Annotated in this window: 18 protein-coding genes; 5 read left to right on the forward strand and 13 right to left on the reverse strand. The window is 74.1% G+C overall.

Annotated elements, in window-relative coordinates; genetic code table 11:
* Window positions 1–36 precede the first annotated feature (36 nt).
* On the forward strand, window positions 37–183 hold the full coding sequence (locus ABD665_RS10790; RefSeq protein WP_204910656.1) for a hypothetical protein: 147 nt from the start codon (window positions 37–39) through the stop codon (window positions 181–183).
* A 17-nt stretch (window positions 184–200) separates the two neighbouring features.
* Window positions 201–872: a GNAT family N-acetyltransferase gene (locus ABD665_RS10795; RefSeq protein WP_204910655.1), complete on the forward strand. Its 672-nt coding sequence runs from the start codon at window positions 201–203 to the stop codon at window positions 870–872.
* 25 nt (window positions 873–897) lie between these two features.
* Here ABD665_RS10795 and trxA read toward each other — a convergent pair whose 3' ends face one another.
* The 6 genes from trxA to ABD665_RS10825 form a co-directional block, all read right to left on the reverse strand.
* A complete protein-coding gene (trxA, locus tag ABD665_RS10800; RefSeq protein WP_204910654.1) occupies window positions 898–1221 on the reverse strand; it encodes a thioredoxin in 324 nt (107 codons plus the stop codon).
* An 87-nt stretch (window positions 1222–1308) separates the two neighbouring features.
* On the reverse strand, window positions 1309–2304 hold the full coding sequence (trxB, locus tag ABD665_RS10805) for a thioredoxin-disulfide reductase (protein ID WP_204910653.1): 996 nt from the start codon (window positions 2302–2304) through the stop codon (window positions 1309–1311).
* 92 nt (window positions 2305–2396) lie between these two features.
* Window positions 2397–3146, reverse strand: a complete 750-nt coding sequence (locus ABD665_RS10810) for a zf-HC2 domain-containing protein (RefSeq protein WP_204910652.1) — start codon at window positions 3144–3146, stop codon at window positions 2397–2399.
* Window positions 3143–3859 (reverse strand): RNA polymerase sigma factor SigM, encoded by a 717-nt coding sequence (gene sigM, locus ABD665_RS10815; RefSeq protein ID WP_344742281.1) that lies wholly within the window; start codon window positions 3857–3859, stop codon window positions 3143–3145. The genes ABD665_RS10810 and sigM overlap by 4 nt, the downstream gene beginning before the upstream one ends.
* Window positions 3856–7608 carry a murein biosynthesis integral membrane protein MurJ gene (murJ, locus tag ABD665_RS10820; protein ID WP_204910651.1) on the reverse strand — a complete coding sequence of 1251 codons (3753 nt, stop codon included), beginning with the start codon at window positions 7606–7608 and terminating at the stop codon, window positions 3856–3858. Before murJ ends, sigM begins: the two co-directional genes overlap by 4 nt.
* Window positions 7608–9821: a hypothetical protein gene (locus tag ABD665_RS10825; RefSeq protein ID WP_204910650.1), complete on the reverse strand. Its 2214-nt coding sequence runs from the start codon at window positions 9819–9821 to the stop codon at window positions 7608–7610. The genes murJ and ABD665_RS10825 overlap by 1 nt, the downstream gene beginning before the upstream one ends.
* A gap of 115 nt (window positions 9822–9936) precedes the next feature.
* Here ABD665_RS10825 and ABD665_RS10830 point away from each other — a divergent pair, with 115 nt between their 5' ends.
* Entirely contained in the window at window positions 9937–11445 is a 1509-nt protein-coding gene (locus tag ABD665_RS10830; protein WP_204910649.1) for a CCA tRNA nucleotidyltransferase, read from the forward strand.
* 166 nt (window positions 11446–11611) lie between these two features.
* On the opposite strand, the gene ABD665_RS10835 is transcribed toward ABD665_RS10830, so the two are convergent.
* Both ABD665_RS10835 and ABD665_RS10840 read right to left on the reverse strand, forming a co-directional pair.
* Window positions 11612–12946, reverse strand: a complete 1335-nt coding sequence (locus ABD665_RS10835; RefSeq protein WP_204910648.1) for an MFS transporter — start codon at window positions 12944–12946, stop codon at window positions 11612–11614.
* Between the two features lie 22 nt (window positions 12947–12968).
* The gene (locus ABD665_RS10840; protein WP_204910647.1) at window positions 12969–14015 is read right to left on the reverse strand and encodes an LCP family glycopolymer transferase; all 1047 of its coding nucleotides are present in this window, start codon (window positions 14013–14015) and stop codon (window positions 12969–12971) included.
* Between the two features lie 133 nt (window positions 14016–14148).
* Between ABD665_RS10840 and ABD665_RS10845 the strand changes: the two genes are divergently transcribed.
* A complete protein-coding gene (locus tag ABD665_RS10845) occupies window positions 14149–14538 on the forward strand; it encodes a hypothetical protein (RefSeq protein WP_204910646.1) in 390 nt (129 codons plus the stop codon).
* A gap of 31 nt (window positions 14539–14569) precedes the next feature.
* Here the strand turns inward: ABD665_RS10845 and ABD665_RS10850 are convergent, their stop codons facing one another.
* From ABD665_RS10850 to ABD665_RS10865, 4 genes are all read right to left on the reverse strand, one after another.
* Window positions 14570–15388 carry an ABC transporter ATP-binding protein gene (locus ABD665_RS10850; protein WP_344742284.1) on the reverse strand — a complete coding sequence of 273 codons (819 nt, stop codon included), beginning with the start codon at window positions 15386–15388 and terminating at the stop codon, window positions 14570–14572.
* Window positions 15363–16238, reverse strand: coding sequence for an ABC transporter permease (locus tag ABD665_RS10855; protein ID WP_204910645.1), 876 nt, complete (start codon window positions 16236–16238; stop codon window positions 15363–15365). The genes ABD665_RS10850 and ABD665_RS10855 overlap by 26 nt, the downstream gene beginning before the upstream one ends.
* An 83-nt stretch (window positions 16239–16321) precedes the next feature.
* Complete coding sequence (locus tag ABD665_RS10860; protein ID WP_204910644.1) at window positions 16322–16837, reverse strand: DUF3592 domain-containing protein; 516 nt, start codon at window positions 16835–16837, stop codon at window positions 16322–16324.
* A 25-nt stretch (window positions 16838–16862) separates the two neighbouring features.
* A complete protein-coding gene (locus ABD665_RS10865) occupies window positions 16863–17558 on the reverse strand; it encodes a hypothetical protein (RefSeq protein WP_204910643.1) in 696 nt (231 codons plus the stop codon).
* Between the two features lie 171 nt (window positions 17559–17729).
* On the opposite strand from ABD665_RS10865, the gene ABD665_RS10870 reads away from it, so the two are divergent.
* Window positions 17730–18473: an RNA polymerase sigma factor gene (locus ABD665_RS10870; RefSeq protein ID WP_204910642.1), complete on the forward strand. Its 744-nt coding sequence runs from the start codon at window positions 17730–17732 to the stop codon at window positions 18471–18473.
* On the opposite strand, the gene ABD665_RS10875 is transcribed toward ABD665_RS10870, so the two are convergent.
* Window positions 18466–19212 (reverse strand): alpha-ketoglutarate-dependent dioxygenase AlkB, encoded by a 747-nt coding sequence (locus ABD665_RS10875; protein ID WP_204910641.1) that lies wholly within the window; start codon window positions 19210–19212, stop codon window positions 18466–18468. The two genes, ABD665_RS10870 and ABD665_RS10875, sit on opposite strands and share 8 nt — an antisense overlap.
* Window positions 19213–19225: the final 13 nt, after the last annotated feature.

Here is a 19225-nt window from a genome sequence, read left to right on the forward strand (position 1 = left end):
TGAGAAGGGGTGGACCGCCCTGGCTACGATGAACCCGTGGCGTCGACGGCTCGTCCCGGGCTCCCGACCCCGTTCCGCCGGGGCCTGCGCCTCGCGGCGGGGGTCGTCGTCGGCGTGACGATCGGCTTCGCGGTGGGCCTCGCCCGGCCTCGCCGGTGGCCGGACCCGGTCGCACCGGGCTGAGCAACGGGAGGAACGCCATGGGATCCCGCCGACTGCGGCCGATGACGGCCGACGACCTCGACCTGCTGCCCGAGCCCTGCGGCCGGTGCGCCTTCTGGGAGAGCAGCGCCGCCGACCTCGCCGCCCCGCCGGACCATCCCGAGCGGGCGGCCCGCAAGGCCGAGTGGGCGTACGAGGTCACCGCGCACTGGGGCTACTGCGGCGTGCTGGCAGTGCACGAGGACGAGGTCGTGGGCTTCCTGACCATGGCGCCGGCCCGGCTCGTCCGGCGACTCCCCGCCTTCAGCACCACCCCGGTCGGGCCCGACGTCGCCGTCGTGCTGAGCGCGCAGGTCGTCGAGGGGTGGCGGGGCAAGGGGATCGGCCGGCAGCTGGTCTCGAGCGCCGCGGGTCTGGTCGCCCGACGCGACCTGCGCGCCCTCGAGGCCGTCGGGACGCGGCGCGAGGGCCCGTCCTGCATGGTCCCGGTCGGGTGGCTCGAGTCGGTGGGGTTCGAGGTCGTGCGCGAGCACCCGGTGACCCCTCGGCTGCGGATGGACCTGCAGACGACCCAGCGCTGGCCAGGTCTGGGAGCGGCGTGGAACCGGCTGACCGGTCTCGTCACGCCTCCGGTCGCGCCGCAGCCGGCGTCCTACGCGGGACGCGAGGCCGAGGTCGTGCCGCCGCGGCCGAGCGTCCAGGCCGGCTGACGCCGACCCGGACGACCGCGGTCGATCAGAGGTACTCCTCCAGGGCCTTCAGCAGCGTCGACTTCGACTTGGCGCCCTTGAACGCCTTGACGACCTCGCCGCCCACGTAGACCTGGATGGTCGGCAGCCCGAGGACGTGGTTGTTCGCCGGCGTCACCGGGTTGGTGTTGGTGTCCATCTTGACGAAGGTCACCTTGTCGCCGTGCTGGTCGGCGAGCTCCTCGATGATGGGGCCCACCTGCTTGCACGGGCCGCACCAGTCGGCCCAGTAGTCGACGACGACGGGCTTGTCGGACTTGAGGACGACCGCGTCGAAGGTCTCGTCGGTCACGTCGGAAACTGCACCCATGACTGCTCCTGATCTGTGGGTTCCGGACGCCAGCATGGCGGCCGGGACTGACAGCGCGGGGCCCTCGGGCCCCGCGCGAGGTCTCTGCTAGCTGCCGGCGCCCGCCATGAGGGCGGCCTCGGCCTGCGCGATCACGGGGTCCCCGACGTCGTCGAGGTCCGCGAGGTAGCGCTCGGCGTCCAGCGCCGCGGCGCACCCGCTGCCGGCGGCGGTGATCGCCTGGCGGTAGGTGCGGTCGACGAGGTCGCCGGCGGCGAAGACGCCGGGCAGGTTCGTCCGGCTGGAGCCCTGCTCCGTCAGCACGTAGCCCTCGCCGTCCAGGCGCACCTGGCCGTGCAGCAGCTCCGAGCGCGGGTCGTGGCCGATGGCGATGAAGAGGCCGCTGACCGCGAGCTCACGGGTGCTGCCGTCGAGCGTGTCGGTCAGCGTGACGCCCTCGACGTGGTCGGCACCGTGGATCTCGGTGACGGCGGAGTTCCACGCGAAGTGGATCTTGGGGTCCTTCTCGGCCCGGCGGACCATGATCTTGCTGGCGCGCAGCTCGCCGCGACGGTGCACGAGGGTGACCGAGCGGGCGAACCGGGTCAGGAAGGTCGCCTCCTCGACGGCGGAGTCGCCACCGCCGACGACGGCGATGTCCTTGTCGCGGAAGAAGAAGCCGTCGCATGTCGCGCACCACGAGACGCCGTGGCCCGACAGGCGGTCCTCGTCCGGCAGGCCCAGCGTGCGGTAGCCGGAGCCGGTCGCCAGGATCACGGACCGCGAGGAGAAGGTGTTGCCGTAGCCGTCGGTGACGGTCTTGACCGCACCGGTCAGGTCCATCGACACGATGTCCTCGCTCACCAGTTCGGCGCCGAAGCGTTCGGCCTGGTTGCGCAGGTTGTCCATCAGGTCGGGGCCCTGGATGCCCTCGGGGAAGCCGGGGTAGTTCTCGACCTCGGTGGTGTTCATCAGGGCGCCACCGGCGGTGATGGAGCCCTCGAAGACGAGCGGGTGGAGGTCGGCGCGCGCGGCGTACGTCGCGGCCGTGTAGCCCGACGGTCCGCTCCCGACGATGATGACCTCGCGGATCTGGTCGCTCATAACCTGCTGTCCCTCGCTGTCCGGCGCTGTTGGACAGACACCCTAGGTGGGTCTCGTCCCGTGCTGCACAGGAACGCCCCACGGCGGGCGCGCTATTCCCCGATGCGCTGCCAGGGGGTGCTGGTGACGTCGCGGGTGCCGCAGCCGGTCACGACCTGGACGCCCAGGCCGTCGGCGGACCGGACGTAGACGAGCACGGCCGGCGCGGAGCCGCCCGAGGTCGTGGCGAGGCCGACGATCCGTCCGCTGGTCGCCTGCCGGGCGCACCACCACGCCTGGGAGAAGCGGTGCGGGTCCACGTCGGTCCGCTGCCGCAGCTCGTTCGCCTCCGCGACCAGCTGGCCGGGAGCGGTGGAGACCGCCACGGTCGGCGGTTCGTTGAGGCCGAGGGTCGCGCTGGCCACGTAAGCGACGAACCCCAGCACGAGGGCGGCGGCCGCGGCGCCCAGGACGGGCAGCCCCCAGCGGCGTCCGGGGGACACGCGGCGCAGGTCCTCGCCGAACTGGCCGAGGCTCGGGTGCAGCCGACGTCGCGTCCCGTACGGGTGCCGGGGCACCGGGGGAGCGTCGGGCCCGGAGCCGGGGACGGCGTGCAGCACCGGCGACACCTCGCGGGCCGCCTGCTCGGCCGCCACGACACCGCTGAGCCGGCGTACGACGTCCGCCGGCATGGTCAGCACCGGGGCGCCCGCCAGGATCGTGCTGACCTCGCCGAAGGCCGCGGTCTCCGCGCGGCAGGAGGCGCACCCGGCCAGGTGCGCGTCGACCACGGCCGCGTCGTCGGGCTCGAGGAGCCCTTCGGCGGCGTCCGCGAGCACGTCGCGGGACGGGTGGTCGGTCACGGGGAGGTCCTCGGTCGGTGCTGCGGGTCCTGGTGCCGGGCGGTGGCGGGGTCCGGCCCCGTCCCTGTCCCTGTTCGCGTCCCGGCAGCGTCTCCAGTATGGGCGTCGGGAGGGTCCCGGAGGTGGTTCAGCAGGGGCAGCAGGCGGGCGCGGCCGCGGGCGCAGCGGCTCTTGACCGTGCCCGGTGCGCAGCCCAGGACGCGGGCCGCCTCCTCGACCGGGTAGCCCTGCATGTCGACCAGGACGAGGGCGGCGCGCTGGTCCGGGTTCAGGCTCTGGAGGGCTTCGCTCACCGCGTCACGGCGCTCCTGCTCCTCCACCGGGTCACGGTCCGGCTCGGCGCCGAGGGGACCGACCCGGTCCAGGTCGTCGGGCAGCGGGTCGGTCGCCCGGACCTTGGCGCGGCGCAGCCGGTCGAGGCAGGCGTTGACGACGACGCGGTGCAGCCAGGTCGTGACGAGGGAGTCCCCGCGGAACGTGCCCGCGCGACGGAAGGCGGCGACGTACGCGTCCTGGAGCGCGTCGGCGGCGTCGTCGGGGCTGCCCATGACCCGCAGGGCCACGGCCCAGAGGCGGTCCTGGTGGCGCTCGACGAGGGTGCTGAACGCGGTGGGGTCGCCCTCGACGTGGGCGTGCAGCAGGTCGGCGTCGCTCGGCAGGAGCGGAGCGGTCGGTGCGTGCGGGGCCGGGCCCTCCGTCACGCCACCGCTCAAGACAGCACCTCTGCTTCGTAGATCCCGCCCTTGTAGCCGCTCCCCTCCTTCGGCAGCGAGGTGAGGTAGACGAGGACGAACCGCGTGGTGACGGGGGAGTCGGGCGTCAGGGTCGCCGAGGAGCCGGCGTCCGAACGACTCGCGACACTACGCCAGGACTTGTCCGACCCCAGCGGGGCCGTGGTCGTGGTGGCCGGGTCGGACGCGGGCACCCGCAGCTGGACGTCGGTGTCGTCGCCGCTCAGCCGCAGCCTGACCGAACCCACCTGGTGCGGCGCCCCGAGGTCGAGGACGAGCCCCACGCCGCGCTTGATGCCGCCGAGCTTCGGGTTGCCCTTGTAGGTGACCGTCGTCCAGCGGGTGTCGTCCTTGCCGTCGATGGCGAGGCCGACCTGGTCGCGGTTCTCCTCGCGGGTGTCGCCCTGCGGGTCGAAGTCGCGGGCCGACGCGATCCGGACGACCTCGCCGCTCGGGGTGGCGGGTGCGGAGGCCGAGGGCGGAGGGGCGCTCGAGGAGGTGACCGGGGCCGGGTCGGCGCCGATCCGACGGCTGAGGACCTGGGCCGACACGACGCCCGCGACGACGAGGACCAGCACGAGGGCCAGCAGCACGGCGATCCAGCGCCGTGGCTGGTGGGGCCGGGTGGCGGTGCGCGGCGTCACCGGGGCGTCGACCCGGACGGGGGCGGCGACCGCGAGCGGGACCGACCGCGGCCGGCTCACGGGGGCGTCGGCGGCGGGGCGGAGCGGTGCGTGCGGTGCGGCGGCGCCGGACGTGCTGCCCGACCGCAGCGGCCGGATGGCCGTCATCTCCTCGGTGGGCTGGTCCAGCAGCGCGCTGACCGGCGGTGCCCCGGTGTCGGGGTCGGCGGCGGCCTGGCTGCGACCCGGGCCGTGGTGCACGACGGGGATCGGCTGGTGCAGGCGGCGCTCGAGGTCGGAGGACGCGTCCGCGGTGCCCAGCACCTTCGTCAGCGCCTGGACCAGCGCGTGCGCGGTGGTGATCGGCGTCGCGTGGTGGCGGGGCGGGTCGCCGAGGACCTGGTCGCAGACGTTGTCCAGCGCAGGGGACACCCCGGCCCGGACCTGGCGCGGGGTCATCCAGCGCCGGCCCAGGCGCGGCGCGGCCGGCAAGCTGTACGCCGGTCCGCCGGGCCAGCGCGAGACCAGCGCGGCGTAGAGCAGGCGGCCGAGGTCGGCGACGTCCACGAGCTCGCCGGTGTCGGCGCCCGGCACGTTGGTGCCGCGGTTGGGCCGCAGCACCGCGTCGATGAGCAGGCCGACGATCTTCACGTTGCCGGCGGGCGTGATGATCACGTTCTCCGGGTTGATCCGGCGGTGGTGCAGGCCGAGGCCGTGCACCCCGGACAGGGCGTCGGCGACCTCGCGCACGACCCATGCCGCCTCCAGGCCGGACAGGGGCGCCTGGCTGAGCAGGACCTCCAGCGACTGGCCCGTCGCGTACTCGCAGACGATGTAGGAGCCGACGTCGGACTCCGAGCCCTGGACGGCGTCGAGGACCCGCAGGAAGCGGGAGTCGGTGGCGACGGAAGCCCGCCGGGCGGCGGCGAGGAGCTCGCGCTCGTCGGGGTCGCCGGGGGCCAGCACGTGCACGAGCACCGAGCGGGACAGCACCTCGTCGAACGCGCGCCAGGTCACCGAGGGCCGGGAGTCGGCGATCAGCTCCTCGAGGCGGTAGCGCGAGGCGAGCATGGTGCCCGTGGGCAGCGCCGCCGCCGTCGGGACCGGCAGGAACCGGGCGGCCGTGTCCGCGTCGTTCTCGTCGTCGTCGGAGAGGGCGGGGGCGAGTGCCGTCTGCGTCATTCCATCGTCCTCGGACCTGCCGTTCGCCGCGCTCTCGTCACCCCGATCGAGAGCACCGGCGGGGGTGGGTGATACCTCGTCGATGGTAAGAGCGACGGGGCGCACCCGTGTGGTGGAATCGCCGATCGGTGCGGAACTGTCCCCGGCCTCCGGCAGGACCGCCTCGCGGACCACCGTCTCGTCGGCCGCGTCCAGCGGGTCGACGGTCTCCGGGGCTGCGGCGCCGGGCTGCTGCGTCCGCCGCCGGCGCAGCACCGAGGTGATCTGGGTGACCTCGGGGACCCGCAGCAGCCGGCACAGCCCCATGAACACGGCGACGGCGACCACGCCGGCGAGCACGAGGGCCAGGAACAGCCCCGGGCGCGACCCCACCCGGCTGGTGACCGCCCAGCAGACCGCCCAGGCGAGGGCGGCGGCGGGCAGCGCGGCCAGCAGCAGCCGGACGCAGTGCCGGACCAGCTCGTGCGGGTCGAGGTCGGGCAGCGTGCGCCGCAGCCGCCGGAACGACACGATGACGCCGACGCCGTACGCGATCGCGTACGCGAGCCCCAGGCCAGCGGCCACCCAGAGCGGGTCGTCGACGATGCTGACGATGACGACCGCCGCGACGACGTTCACCGCGGCGATGACGAGCTGGAGGAAGAACGTGCTCCGGGTGTCCTCGAGGGCGTAGAAGGCGCGCAGCAGGACGTACTGCACGGTGAACGGCACCAGCCCCAGGGCCAGCGCCATCAGCGCCCACCCCACGAACGACGCGTCCACGCCGCCGCGGCCGAAGCCGAAGGCCAGCTGGGCGGCGGGCAGCCCGAGCGCGACGAGGCCCACCGCCACGGGCAGCAGGACGGCGACGGCGAGGCGGACGGTGCGCGTGGTCTCCGCCGCCACCCCGCGCAGGTCGCCCGCGGCGCCGAGCCGGGAGGCCGACGGCAGCATGGCCGTGGCCAGGGACACCGTGACCAGGGAGTGCGGCAGGATCCAGACCGCGTACGCGTTCGCGTACGAGGTGAGCCCCGCCCCGCGGCCGCCGACGGTCGCCTCGGTGGCCAGGCGGTTCACGACGACGAGCGCGACCTGCGTGACGGCGACGAAGCCCAGCGTCCAGCGGGCCAGCCGGAAGGTGTGGCCGAGCCCGGTGCCGCGCAGGTCCAGGCGCGGAGAGAAGCGGTAGCCGGCCGAGCGCAGGAACGGCACCAGCACCGCGGCCTGGACCGCGATGCCCGCCGTGGCGCCGAGGCCGAGCAGGATCTCCTGCGGCCGGGTGAACGCGGAGCCGGGGTCGGTCTGGCCGAAGACGACGAAGAAGACCCCGAGCACGGCGACGGAGACGACGTTGTTGGCGATGGGCGCCCACATCATCGGGCCGAAGCGGTCGCGGGCGTTCAGCACCTGGCCGGCGAGCACGTGCACGCCGTAGAAGAAGACCTGCGGCATGCACCAGTAGGCGAGCGCGGTCATCGACGCGTACTGCGGCTCGAGCCCGGGGGCCTTCCACCCGGAACCGGAGTAGAGGGCGACCACGAGCGGCACGGCCAGGGTCAGCAGGACCGTGACCAGCCCGAGCCCGAGCAGGCCGACGGTCATGACCCGGTTCGTGTAGGCCTCGCCGCCGTCGGCGTCGCGGCGCACGGCCCGGACGAGCTGCGGCACGAGGACGGTGTTGAGCACGCCGCCCGCGAGCAGGATGTACATGCTGTTGGGCAGCGTGTTCGCGATGGCGAACATGTCGGCCTGCCGGGTGGCGTTGCCGAACAGGGCGACCAGCACGACGAGCCGGACGAACCCCAGCACCCGCGACAGGGCGGTGCCGGCGGCCATGACGGCGCCGGCCGAGACGAGCCGGCGGGTGGCCGAGGCCTCGTCGCCCCGGGCCCGGCCGTCCGGCTCCTGCTGCTCGACGGCGGTCGGCCGGGTGCCCTGCTCCGTCATCAGCTGCCCACCGTCGCGTCGTCGTGCTCGGCGCCGAGCTCGGAGGAGGGCACCGACCCGAGGGCCGCGTGGTCCTGGTCGGGGGCGGCCTCCTGCCGCGCACGCTCGCGCCCGACCTGCCGGATGCGGTAGGTCGTCGACACGGCCAGCACGATCCCCGCGACGACCGCGATGACCCATCCCGTGGTCCCGTTCTGCGTCACCTCGACCTCGATCGGCACCGGGCGCCCCACCTTGCGGCCGGACTCGGTGTAGAGCTGCGCGACCACCGGGACCGTGCCGTTGGCCCGCGCGGTGACCGCGGCGTTGCCGGTGTAGCCCGAGCCCGGAGCGAGGACCCCGCCCGGCTCGGGGGTGACCGGCTTGATGGTGAGCCGGCGGGAGTTGTCGGACTCGAACACCAGGCGCACCCGGATGGCCGCCGGGTCGTCGGTCCCGCCGTCACCCTGCGCCGGCAGGTCGTTGCGGATGGTGATCGGGAGCGAGACGCCCTGCTGGGCGACCGTCGACACCTTGGGGCTGGTGCTGATCCGGACCTGGTCGGTGAGCCGGGAGTCGAGGCTCGCCTGCTGCGGCGCCAGGTAGGCGGCGCTCGCGCCCCGCTGCCCCCGCCAGCTCCCGCTCGTCGCCCGCGCGGCCGCGGCGTCGACCTCCGCGGTCGCGGTGCCGGGGTCGGCCAGCAGGTCGCGCCACGTGCGCTCGGAGGAGTCGAGGCGCTCGGCCGCGCCCAGCTGGCCCGCGGTCAGCTCGTCGTCCGCCGCGGACGCGGGGTAGCGCAGGTCCTCGTCCCAGCGGGCCGGGGCGCGGTCGAGCACGGTGGCGAGCGGGGTGCTGCGCGTCCAGGGCGGGTCGGTCTGGTCGGTCGAGGTGGCCTGGGCCTTGGTGCGGACGACGTGCACCTGGGCCGCGCCCGCCCCCTCGGCGGTGGTCGTCCCGATCCAGGAGGTGGCGAGGGACCGCTGCTGGATGTGGACGGCGTCCTCCTGCGGCTCGGGACCGGGCCCGCCGCCCAGGCCGCCGGCCGTGTAGGTCAGCACCGACGTGCCCGAGCCGGTCTGCAGCAGCGGGCCGGCCCCGCGGGTGGCGCTGTCGGAGAGCACGACGGCGCGCGGCGCCAGCGCGGCGGCCGCCTGGAGCGTCGCGGCGTCGGCGGCCCCGCCGGTCGGCAGCACGAGCAGGGGCAGGTCCGCCGTGGCCTCGACCCGGCGCCCGGCCGCCGCGGCCGCCTCCAGCACGTCGGTCTGGCGCGCGTGGGCGAGCGCGGCCACGTCGGGGGAGCCGTAGAGCAGCCGGTAGCCGTCGTGGCCGTCCCGCAGCCGGGCGAGGTCGGCGAGCCAGCGGTCGGCGTCCGCCTGACCGGTCCCGGGCGTGGTCGTCCCGTCCTTCGCGCGTACGGCGTAGCCCTCCCGCATCGTCTGCAGCTCGGCGACGAGCGACGGGTCGACGGCGTAGCTCGCGTCCCGGCGGGAGGCGGCGTCCATCAGCACGCGCAGCCGGCCCCCGGGGGCGACGTCGCGGGCGACGTGGTCGTCGACGAGCAGGCCCGGGGCCAGCCAGGAGGGGCGGGAGTCGAGCACGACCAGCGTCGCCTTCTGCAGGGTCCGGCGCGGCTCGCTCGACAGCACGGGCAGGAAGACCCGGGACCGCGCGACGGCGACGGGGATGCCGTTCTGCGTGACGTGCACGCCCACGAGGTAGACCCCGTCCGTGGGGGCGAGAGCCAGGTCGGCCACGCGGGCCGAGACCGTGAACGTCGCCGACCGGCCGGGCGCGAGGTCGGGCTGGTCGGGCGTGTAGAGGTTCTGGAACGCGCCCTCCTCGACCAGGCGGCTGCCGAGCGGGACGTTGGAGTCCGACTCGAGCGCCGACTCCAGGGCGTCCGCGTCCGTGATCGGCGACTGGTCGCGCCACAGCAGGGCCTGCGGCCGGACGAGCGGCTCCTTGCTGGTGTTCGTGACCCGGCCCTCGATCGTGAGCGTCCCGTCGCGCGAGGGCAACGACGGGCTGATCGAGGTCAGGCGGATCGAGGCCAGCGCCTCGGGCTCGTCGGCCGCGGCCGGGAGCGGGCGGGCCACGAGACCCAGCACCCCGGCGACCCCGGCGGCGAGGAGGAGGACGAGCAGCAGCACGCCCGTCCGCAGGCCGCCCGTCCGCAGACCGCTGGTCGGCAGCGGGGACGGGTGCACGCGGACCCGCGTGCACCCCCTGCTCATCGGGGCATTCTAGGTGCCGAACCTGTCCGGCCGACCGGTCGCGACGCCGCGCGCGCCGGTCCCGACCCGCTCGGACGCCCGGCCGGACGGCGCCGCGCCGGTAGAGTGGATCGCCGTGCCCACCACCCGTCCGGCGTCCGATCGTCCTGCGGACGGCGCCCTCCTCGCCCTCGACGAGGCCCAGCGGGACGCCCTCGCCGAGCTGATCCGGCTCACCCCGGTCGTGGACCGCCTCGGTGAGCTCTTCGCCGCGGCCGGGCACGAGCTCTACCTCGTCGGCGGGAGCGTCCGCGACGCCCTGCTCGGAAAGCTCGGGAACGACCTGGACTTCACCACCTCCGCGCGTCCCGACGACGTCGAGGCGCTGCTCCGGCGCTTCTCCCCGGCCGTCTGGACGATCGGCAAGGAGTTCGGCACGGTCGGCTGCCGCGTGACCGATCAAGCGAGCGGGACCGACTGGGTGGTCGAGGTGACCACCTTCCGCTCCGACGCGTACGAGGCCGACAGCCGCAAGCCCGCCGTCGTGTTCGGCGACACCGTCGAGGGCGACCTGCTGCGCCGCGACTTCACCGTGAACGCGATGGCCGTCGAGCTGCCGTCACGCCGGTTCGTCGACCCGTACGGCGGCCTCCGGCACCTGGCCCGCAAGATCCTCATGACCCCGGCCGAGCCGGAGATCTCGTTCGGCGACGACCCGCTGCGGATGATGCGCGCCGCCCGGTTCGCCGCGCAGCTCGGCATGGTCCCGGCGCCCGACGTGGTGCTGGCCATGGAGGCGATGTCCGAGCGGGTCTCGATCGTGTCGGCCGAGCGGGTGCGCGACGAGCTGAGCAAGCTGCTGCTGGCCGACGACCCGCGCCCCGGCCTCGACCTGCTGGTCGGGACGGGCCTGGCCGACCACGTGCTGCCCGAGCTGCCGGCGCTGCAGCTGGAGCGCGACGAGCACCACCGGCACAAGGACGTCTTCGAGCACAGCCTGACCGTGCTCGACCAGGCGATCGAGCTGGAGGAGCGCCTGCCGGACCGGCCCGACCTGGTGAACCGGCTGGCCGCGCTGCTGCACGACATCGGCAAGCCGGCGACCCGGCGCTTCGAGGCCGGCGGCAAGGTCTCCTTCCACCACCACGACGTCGTCGGGGCCAAGCTCGCGCGCAAGCGGCTGACCGCGCTGCGCTACCCCACCGAGGTGGTCAAGGCGGTCTCGGAGCTCATCACGCTGCACCTGCGGTTCCACGGCTACGGCCCCGGCGAGCGCGAGGACGGCGGCTGGACCGACTCCGCCGTGCGCCGCTACGTCCGCGACGCGGGCGACCAGCTCGAGCGGCTGCACGTGCTGACCCGGGCCGACTGCACCACCCGGAACCGGGCGCGCGCGGCGCGGCTGAGCGCGGCGTACGACGACCTCGAGGCGCGGATCGCGGTGCTGGCCGAGGAGGAGGAGCTGCAGTCGATGCGGCCCGACCTCGACGGCAACCAGATCATGGAGATCCTCGGCGTCGGCCCGAGCCGCCTCGTCGGGCAGGCGTACGCGCATCTGCTCGAACGCCGCATCGACGAGGGCCCGCTCGGCCCCGAGCGCGCCCGCGAAGAGCTGCTGGCCTGGTGGGAGCGGCAGGAGCACTGAGGCTCCGGCCCACTCGGGGGGACTTCGCCTCAGGACTTTCACGTGAACGTGAAACTCCGGTACTCAGCACGGCAGATCTGCCGTGGTCAGCAGGGGTCTTTCACGTTCACGTGGGAGTCCTGGGACCAGAGGTGTCGGGTGGTCTGCGCGTCGCCGCGGGGTGGGGTCAGCCCTCGGCGGGGACGTCGGCGCGCAGGGATTCCGTGCCCCGGTCGAGCTCGAGGTGGCGGCTGAGTGCCGTGAAGGCGGCGGCGGTCAGCAGGTAGCAGAGGGCGAGCACGGCGAGGACCGCGACCGAACGTCCGTCGGCGGGCAGGACCAGCGCGCCGATCGACGCCGCCAGCACGAGGGCCACGTTGAAGACCATGTCGTAGAGGACGAACGCACGGCCCTTGACGTCGTCGTCCACGTGCGCCTGGACGAGGGTGTCCACGCAGATCTTGATCACCTGCGCGGTGAGGCCGAGCAGGAAGGCGGCCACCAGCAGCGGCACGCGCACGTAGATCGCGCCGGGCAGCAGCTGGAAGACGGCCGAGCCCACGAGGCAGCCGACGACGACGCGCCGGATCCCGAAGCGCGCGGAGAGCGGCGGTGCGACGGCCGCGGCGACGACGAACCCGATCGCCGTGGCCGCGACGAGGATCCCGAGGTCGGCGATCGCGGGCTCGACGTCCTCGACGGTGTGGAAGTAGTTGCGGTACACGAGGATCGTCGCGACCGTCACGACGCCGTAGACGATCCGGTGCGCGCCGATGGTGAGGAGCCCCAGCCCGGCCTCGCGGCGTTCCCGCAGGTGCCGGACGGCCTCGACGAGCCCGTGGAGGACCTCGCGGGCGCGGACGGCGTGCGTCGTCGCGTCCGGGCCGAGCGCGCGGCGACCGATCCGCAGGGCCAGCAGCGCGGCGACCCCGAAGGCGGCGGCGACGATGACGAAGAGGATCGCGTTGGCCAGGTAGTCCGGCATCGAGCGGCCCAGCACCAGGCGCAGCACGGTGCCGAGCCCGGCCCCGACGAGCACGCCGGCGGGGCCGATGGTCGGCACCACGGCGTTGGCCACGAGGTACTCGTCGGCGTCGATGGTGTGCGGCAGCGACGCGGACAGCGCCGCCAGCAGGTAGCGGGTGAGGCTGATGCTGAGCAGGACGATCCCGTACACCGCCACCTCGGCGACCCCGCTGCGCTGGCCGGTGGCGACCACCGCCGCGAGGGCGAGCGCGAGGACGGCCTCGCCGAGCGCGCCGACCAGGAGGATCTGGCGGCGCGGGTAGCGGTCGATCGTCACGCTGACGAAGGGGCCGAGCACGGAGAAGGGCAGCAGGGTGACGGCGAGCACGGCCGCGATCGACGCGGCGTCCGGCTGCCGCTCGGGGGAGAAGAGCACGAACGACGCGAGCGCCACCTGCAGCAGCCCGTCGGCACCTTGGATGGCCACCCGTACGGTCAGCAGGCGGCGGAACAGGGCGTGGCGCCACAACCGGCGAAGGCCGGCGACGAAGGTCACGGTCGCCCGGGGCGTCGGTCGGTCACGAGCCCTGCGGGTACTTGGCGACGTAGGCGCCCATCGTGTCGTCCTGCAGCGCCTTGCCGAGCTCGGCCAGCCGGGCCTGGTCGACGATGTCGATGCTCTGCCCGTTCGCGGTCCCGAAGCCGGCGAGCGGGGCCTGCAGCAGCTGGATGTCGCTCGCGTCCAGGCGCAGCGACAGCGCGGTCGACCGGATCTCGGAGTCGCTGAGGCTGTTGTCCACGGTCAGGTGCTTGGACAGGTTGCCCACGAACGCGCTGAACTTCGCCGGGTCGGAGATGACCCCGGCGCTGAGGCCCTTGGCCACGATGGCCTTGATGACGTTGCGCTGGTTCTCGGCGCGGTCGAGGTCGCCGCCCGGCAGCGAGTGGCGCTCGCGCACGAACCAGAGCGCCTTCTTGCCCTGGATCTTGACCTTGCCCTTGGGGTAGTCGTAGCCGTGCGAGGAGAAGGCGGTCTTGTTCTCCACGGTGACGCCGCCCAGGTCCTCCGTCAGGTCGATGAACCCCTCGAAGTTCACGAGCACGACGTGGTCCATGTGGGCGCCGGTCAGGTCCTGCAGCGTCTTCACGGTCAGGGCGGGCCCACCCAGCTCGAAGGCGGCATTGATCTTGTTCTTGCCGTAGCCCGGGACGGTCACGTACATGTCGCGCGGGAACGAGGTGATGTACGCCCGCGTCCGCTTCTCGTTCAGGTGCACGATCATGATCGTGTCGCTGCGGCCGTCGCTCGCGTCCGCGTCGTCCCGGCTGTCCGAGCCGAGCAGCACGTAGTTCAGGGCGCCGGTCTCGCGGGGCTGCGTCGGCGTGGGGGAGCCGGACGCGCTGGGGGCACCGGGCGTCGGGGTGTCGGCGGGCAGCTCGATGCCGCGCGTGATGTTGCTGGTGATCTGCCGGTTGATCGTCCAGGCGTAGACCCCGACGCCGACCAGCGCCACGACGAGGACCGCGGCGACCGCGATGAGAGCCCCGCGCAGCCCACGTCGACGGGGTCGGGCACGTCGGGGGCCGACCGGCTCGCTCGGCCCGTCGTCGGCGGTCTGGCTCACTGCTCGTCCTTGCCTCGGTGATCTCGGAGTCTAGGGGGACCCGCCGTCGGCGCACGTCGGTGCATAGCGCGGTCCAGGCCCGGACGGGTCAACGACCAGCGCCGCCGATGCGTTCCAGGGCTAGGGTTCGGGGATGTCGCGCGCCGAGGAAGCCGCCCGCCGGGTCGAGCTCGCCGCCCTCAAGGACCAGGCGGAGTCCCGCGAGGCGCAGCAGCTGCTGGACACCTTCGTCGTGGAGGCGCGGTCCCGCGGCATCGAGCCCGAGCCGCTGCGGGCCACGCTCATGGACGGCCACGGCGTGAAGACCGACAAGCTCGGCTGGTACCTCCGGAAGAACAAGAGCGTGGCGGTCGGCGACGACGGCGCCTACTACGTCCTCACGGTGCCGGGCGGCCTGCGCGAGCGGCTCCGCGGCGTACGCCTCACGCCGAGCCCGCCGCCGCTCGAGGTCGGGCGGGGCGGCCGGGACGGGGAGACCGGCGACCTGGCCGAGTTCCTCCGCAAGCGCCTCGAGGCGGGCTAGCGGACCGTGGGGCGGAGCCGGAGGGCTCGGCTCACATCTCCTCGGTCGTCGTCGGCGACTTCTTGACCTTGACGTAGGTCATGTAGGCGTCGATGACCTCCTCGGGCGACCCGCGCATCATCAGCCGGCCCTTGTCGAGCCAGATGCAGTCGTTGCACATCTCGGAGATGCTGCCGAGCCCGTGGCTGATCAGGAACATGGCCCGCGCGCTGTCGCGGAGCTCGGCCATCTTGGCGCTGGCCTTCTCGCGGAAGTGCGCGTCACCGGTCGAGAGGGCCTCGTCGATCATGAGGATGTCGGGGCGCATGTGTACCGCGACCGAGAACCCGACGCGCGCGGCCATGCCGGAGCTGTAGGTGTTCATCGGCATGTCGATGAACTCTCCGAGCTCGGTCCACTCGGCGATCTCCTCGACGCGCTCCTCGACCTCGCGGCGGGAGAGCCCGGCGGCCAGGCCGCCCAGGACGATGTTCTCCCGGCCGGACAGCGCCTTGTTGAACCCGACGCCGAGGGCCAGCAGCGTGCTCGCGCGGCCCCAGACCTCGACGTTGCCGGAGGTCGGCGGGAGGATGCCGGCCATCGCCCGCATGAGGGTGGACTTGCCGGCGCCGTTGGAGCCGATGATGCCCATCGCCGTGCCGACGCGGATGTCGAAGCTGACGTTCTTGAGCGCCTCGACGGTGTGGACCTTGCGCTCGCCCCGGCCGAAGCGCACCAGCGCCTGCTTCAGCGTCGGCTTGCGCTCGAACGTCGTCTTGTAGGTGATCGAGAGGTCTTCGACGCGGACGGCGTACGGCGACTCGTCCGCGTCCTCGACGACGGGATCAGGTGAGACGGACAGCAAAATCACGCTCCCGCGAGATGAAGAAGAGGAAGCCGATCACGGCGGCCGCGACGGCCCAGAGCCCGGAGCTGACGAAGAGCCCGACGTCGGGCACCTTCTGCTCCTGGATGGACTCGGCGTAGCCACCGAGCATCGCGTACATGGGGTTGAGCCGGATGATCGTCAGCAGGGTCTTGGAGAAGTGGGCCACGTTCTCCGGCAGCCAGAGCACCGGCGAGAGGTACATCCAGATCCGGACGAAGAACGGCAGGAAGCTCGAGGTGTCGCGGAAGTAGACCTGCAGGGTGGCGAAGAAGGCGGCCAGCCCGGCGCTGAAGAGCAGCAGGCACCCGAAGAAGTAGAGCGACAGGAACATGGTCGGCGACCACACCCGGGTCAGGAAGATCAGGTGGAACAGCAGGTACACCGGGAGCGTCGGGAGGAAGCGGAACAGCGCCGTCCGGACGGCCGACAGCGGGATCAGCAGCCGCGGGAAGGCGGTGTTGATGAGCAGCTTGCCCGCCGACACCACCGACCGCGTGCCCGTGCCCATCGACGTCGACACCAGGTTGAACGCGAACAGGCTCAGCGTCAGGTGGACGAAGACCGCGGGCTCGTGCTTGCCCCGCAGGATGGTGACGAGCAGGTAGTAGACCGCCGCCAGCAGCAGCGGGTTGAGCACGAGCCAGGCCTGCCCGAAGAAGGTCGAGGTGTTCGCGCCCCGCATCGAGGCCTTGCTCATCTCGGTCGCGAAGCCGCGCCGGTGCCAGAGCTCGCGGAAGTAGGGGACCAGCGGGGGGACCCCGGCCCGGTGCGGGCCGTAGCGGTGGTAGACCGGTTCGAACTCGGTCTCGCGCTCGCGCGTGGACGCCGTCATGTGCTGCAGCCTCCTCGGTGGGCGCGGTCGGTCTCCGGTCGTGGCCCGGGTGCCGGTGCCGTCGCACCGCCCGAGAGCGAGGATCAGTCTGCCACGGCGGGCGCGGGTGGCGCGCTCGCGCGCGCCGGGCCCGCGGGCGTGCGCGGTCCGGGGGTGCGCCGTCTCGGGCGCACGAGCACGAGCACGAGCAGCAGGGCGGCGAGCCCGAAGCCGGCGCTGACCAGCGGCCCGGAGTCCTGCCCCTCGCCGCGCAGACGGGCCTGGGTCGGGTCGGCCCGGGAGTAGAGGACCGTGACCCGGTCGCCGACCTGCAGGCGCTGGCGCGTGCGGCCGTGCGCGGCCACGTAGTCGTACGACCGGCCGTCGACCTCGTAGGTCACCTTCGGGGCGAGGCTCGGGGCGCGCGCGTCGGGCTGGGCCTCCCGGGTCGAGCCGAGCGGTGCCCGCGCGACCAGCGCGACGACGGTGCCCTCGGTCCGGTCGGCGGTGCGGACGAAGTCCGCGTTCTGCGCCGAGAGGAGAGCGAAGACCACCGACATCGCGGCCAGGTAGACCACCGCGACGATGCCGACGGCTCGGGGGAATCTGCGCCGGCTCACGGCCGCAGCGTAGCCGTGGGTCCCCTCACAGGAGCCGGAGCGAGGCGGCGATGCGTTCGAGGGACGCGGCGTCGGGCGGCGTCGAGCCGGTCGCGGTGGCGACGGCGTAGAGCTCGACGGCCTCGTCGTCGAGCCAGACGGTGAGCGTGAGCGAGCTGCTCGCGCCGCCGTCCGCGTCCCGGGCGTGCGTCACGACCTGCTCGATGGCGTCGTGGCCCCCGACCACGAGGGTGTGCGGGCCGCTCCGGTGGGTGCAGGCCCACGTGGCGCACTCGTGCTCGACGCCCTCGTCGTGGAAGGACCGCAGGCTCGCGCCGTCGTCGACGTCGAAGCGGGCGACCTCCACCCACCGCGACTGCCACAGGTTGCTGGCGGCGAGGACCGGCGGGAAGTCCGGGTCGGAGCCGGGCTCGCCGGTGTTGTCGTACCAGGACCGGGGCACGGCGACCGAGACGGTGCCGCCGGCGTCGGTGAGGGTCTTGGTCCCCGTCCGGCCGAGGGCGAGCCCCAGCCCGGCGACCACGAGGACCAGGGCGGTCAGGCCGCTGACGACCCACGGCCAGCGGCGCCTGCCCGGCGCGGCCGGTCCAGGGGCTGACCACGGAGGTTCCGCCGACCAGGGCCCCTGGGCGTCGGTGGGCGCGTACGCGTCGGCCCGGGCGGGCGGTTCGGAGGGCCCGGGGACGGGCGACCACCAGGCGTCGGGGTCGTGCGCGGTCACAGCCGCACGCTAGACCCGACCGCGCCCGCCCGCAGGTCCCGCCGGCGATCCGTCCCGTGAGCGGCGTCGACGGACGGACGACACCGGGGGTGCGGCGGACAACACCTCGGACAACACCCGCGCAGCAGAGTGGCGCCAGCGGTCGACGGCGGTGGTGGGAGAGGGGTCGGGGTGGCGGTTCCAGGGCAGGGGCGGGCGGCGGTGCTGCGGAGGATGGACGCGGAGTGGGCCGCGCTGCAGGAGGACGGGCCGGCGGCGCGGGCCTGCCGGCGGTGGGCCGACGGGAGCGTCGAGCTGGCGGGCTGCGCGAGACCGTCCGACGTGCTCGACCGGGTCGCCCGCGCACCCGACGTGGTCCTCGGGTGGCTGCTGGCGTACGCGGCCGGGGGTGACGACCTGGCCGCCCGGGTCGTGCTGCAGGCGCTGCTGCCGAAGGTGGTGCGGATGGCCGCGGTCGACCCCCGCGCCGAGGTGGACGACTACGTGGCGGCCATGTGGTGCTCCGTCGCCGCCTACCCCCTTGTGCGCCGCCCGACCTCGGTCGCGGCCAACCTCGCGCTCGACGCGCTCAAGGCGGTGCACCGGCTGCGGCACCCGGCGCCGGACGTGGTGACCTCGCCGGAGGTCGTGCTGCAGGCCGCGGATCACGCCCACGGAGCCGTGGTCGGACGGGCGGACGACGTCGCGGGCCCGTCCGTCGCCGAGGTGCTGGACCGGGCCCGGCGACATCGGCTGGTGGACCCGGCGACCGGCGACCTGCTGCGCAGCGTCTACGCCGACGGGCTCTCCAGGGCGTCGGCCGCCCGCCGCCACGGGCTCAGCCCCGGCGCCGTACGCCAGCGGTGCTCGCGCGCGGTCAAGGTGCTGGCCGCCCACGCCGAGCTGCTCGACGCACCGGGGGGAGGGTTCAGCTGACGCCGCGGGGCCGGAACTGGATGCTCACCCGCGGGCCGACCGACCGGGCGGTCTTCGGGATGGCGTGCTCCCAGGTGCGCTGGCACGAGCCGCCCATGACGACGAGGTCCCCGTGGTGGAGCGTGTGCCGGATCGTCCCGGAGGCGGTCACCGGGCGCGGTCGGGTGTCGGTCGTCCGCTCCTGCGCGCGCGGGGCGGGCAGCTCGGAGCCGGCGATCGCGCGGGCGACCGCACCCCCGCCGCGGGGTCGCAGCAGGAACTCCCGCGGGGAGCCCAGGGAGACGATCGCGACGACCGTGTCGGTGGTCCGGCCGCGGCCGATGGTGTCGCCGTGCCAGGCGACGGAGTCGGCGCCGTCGCGGTAGAGGCAGAGCCCGGCGGTGACCAGCGGCTCGCCCAGCTCCGGCTCGTAGCGGGCGTTCAGCGCGTCGCGCACCGTCTCGAGCGAGGGGTGCGGGAGCGGCTCGCCCTCGGCGTAGTGGCACAGCAGCCGGGGCACGTCCACGACCCGGTCGTACATCGGGCGCCGCTCGGCGTGCCAGGGCACGTCCTCCAGCAGCCGCTCGAGCAGCTCGCCACCGCTCAGCCAGCCCGGCAGCAGGTCGACCCACGCGCTGCGGGCCAGCTCGTGGCGGACGACCCCGGTCAGGGCACCGACGACCGGCGCGTCCAGCAGCAGGCCCGGGCCGGGGGCGTCGTCGAACAGGCTGGGGTCGAACAGCGAGGCCTGGACGCTCATGGCGCCAGGCTAG

The organism is Microlunatus spumicola, assembly GCF_039536445.1.
GTDB classification, from domain to species: Bacteria; Actinomycetota; Actinomycetes; order Propionibacteriales; family Propionibacteriaceae; genus Microlunatus; species Microlunatus spumicola.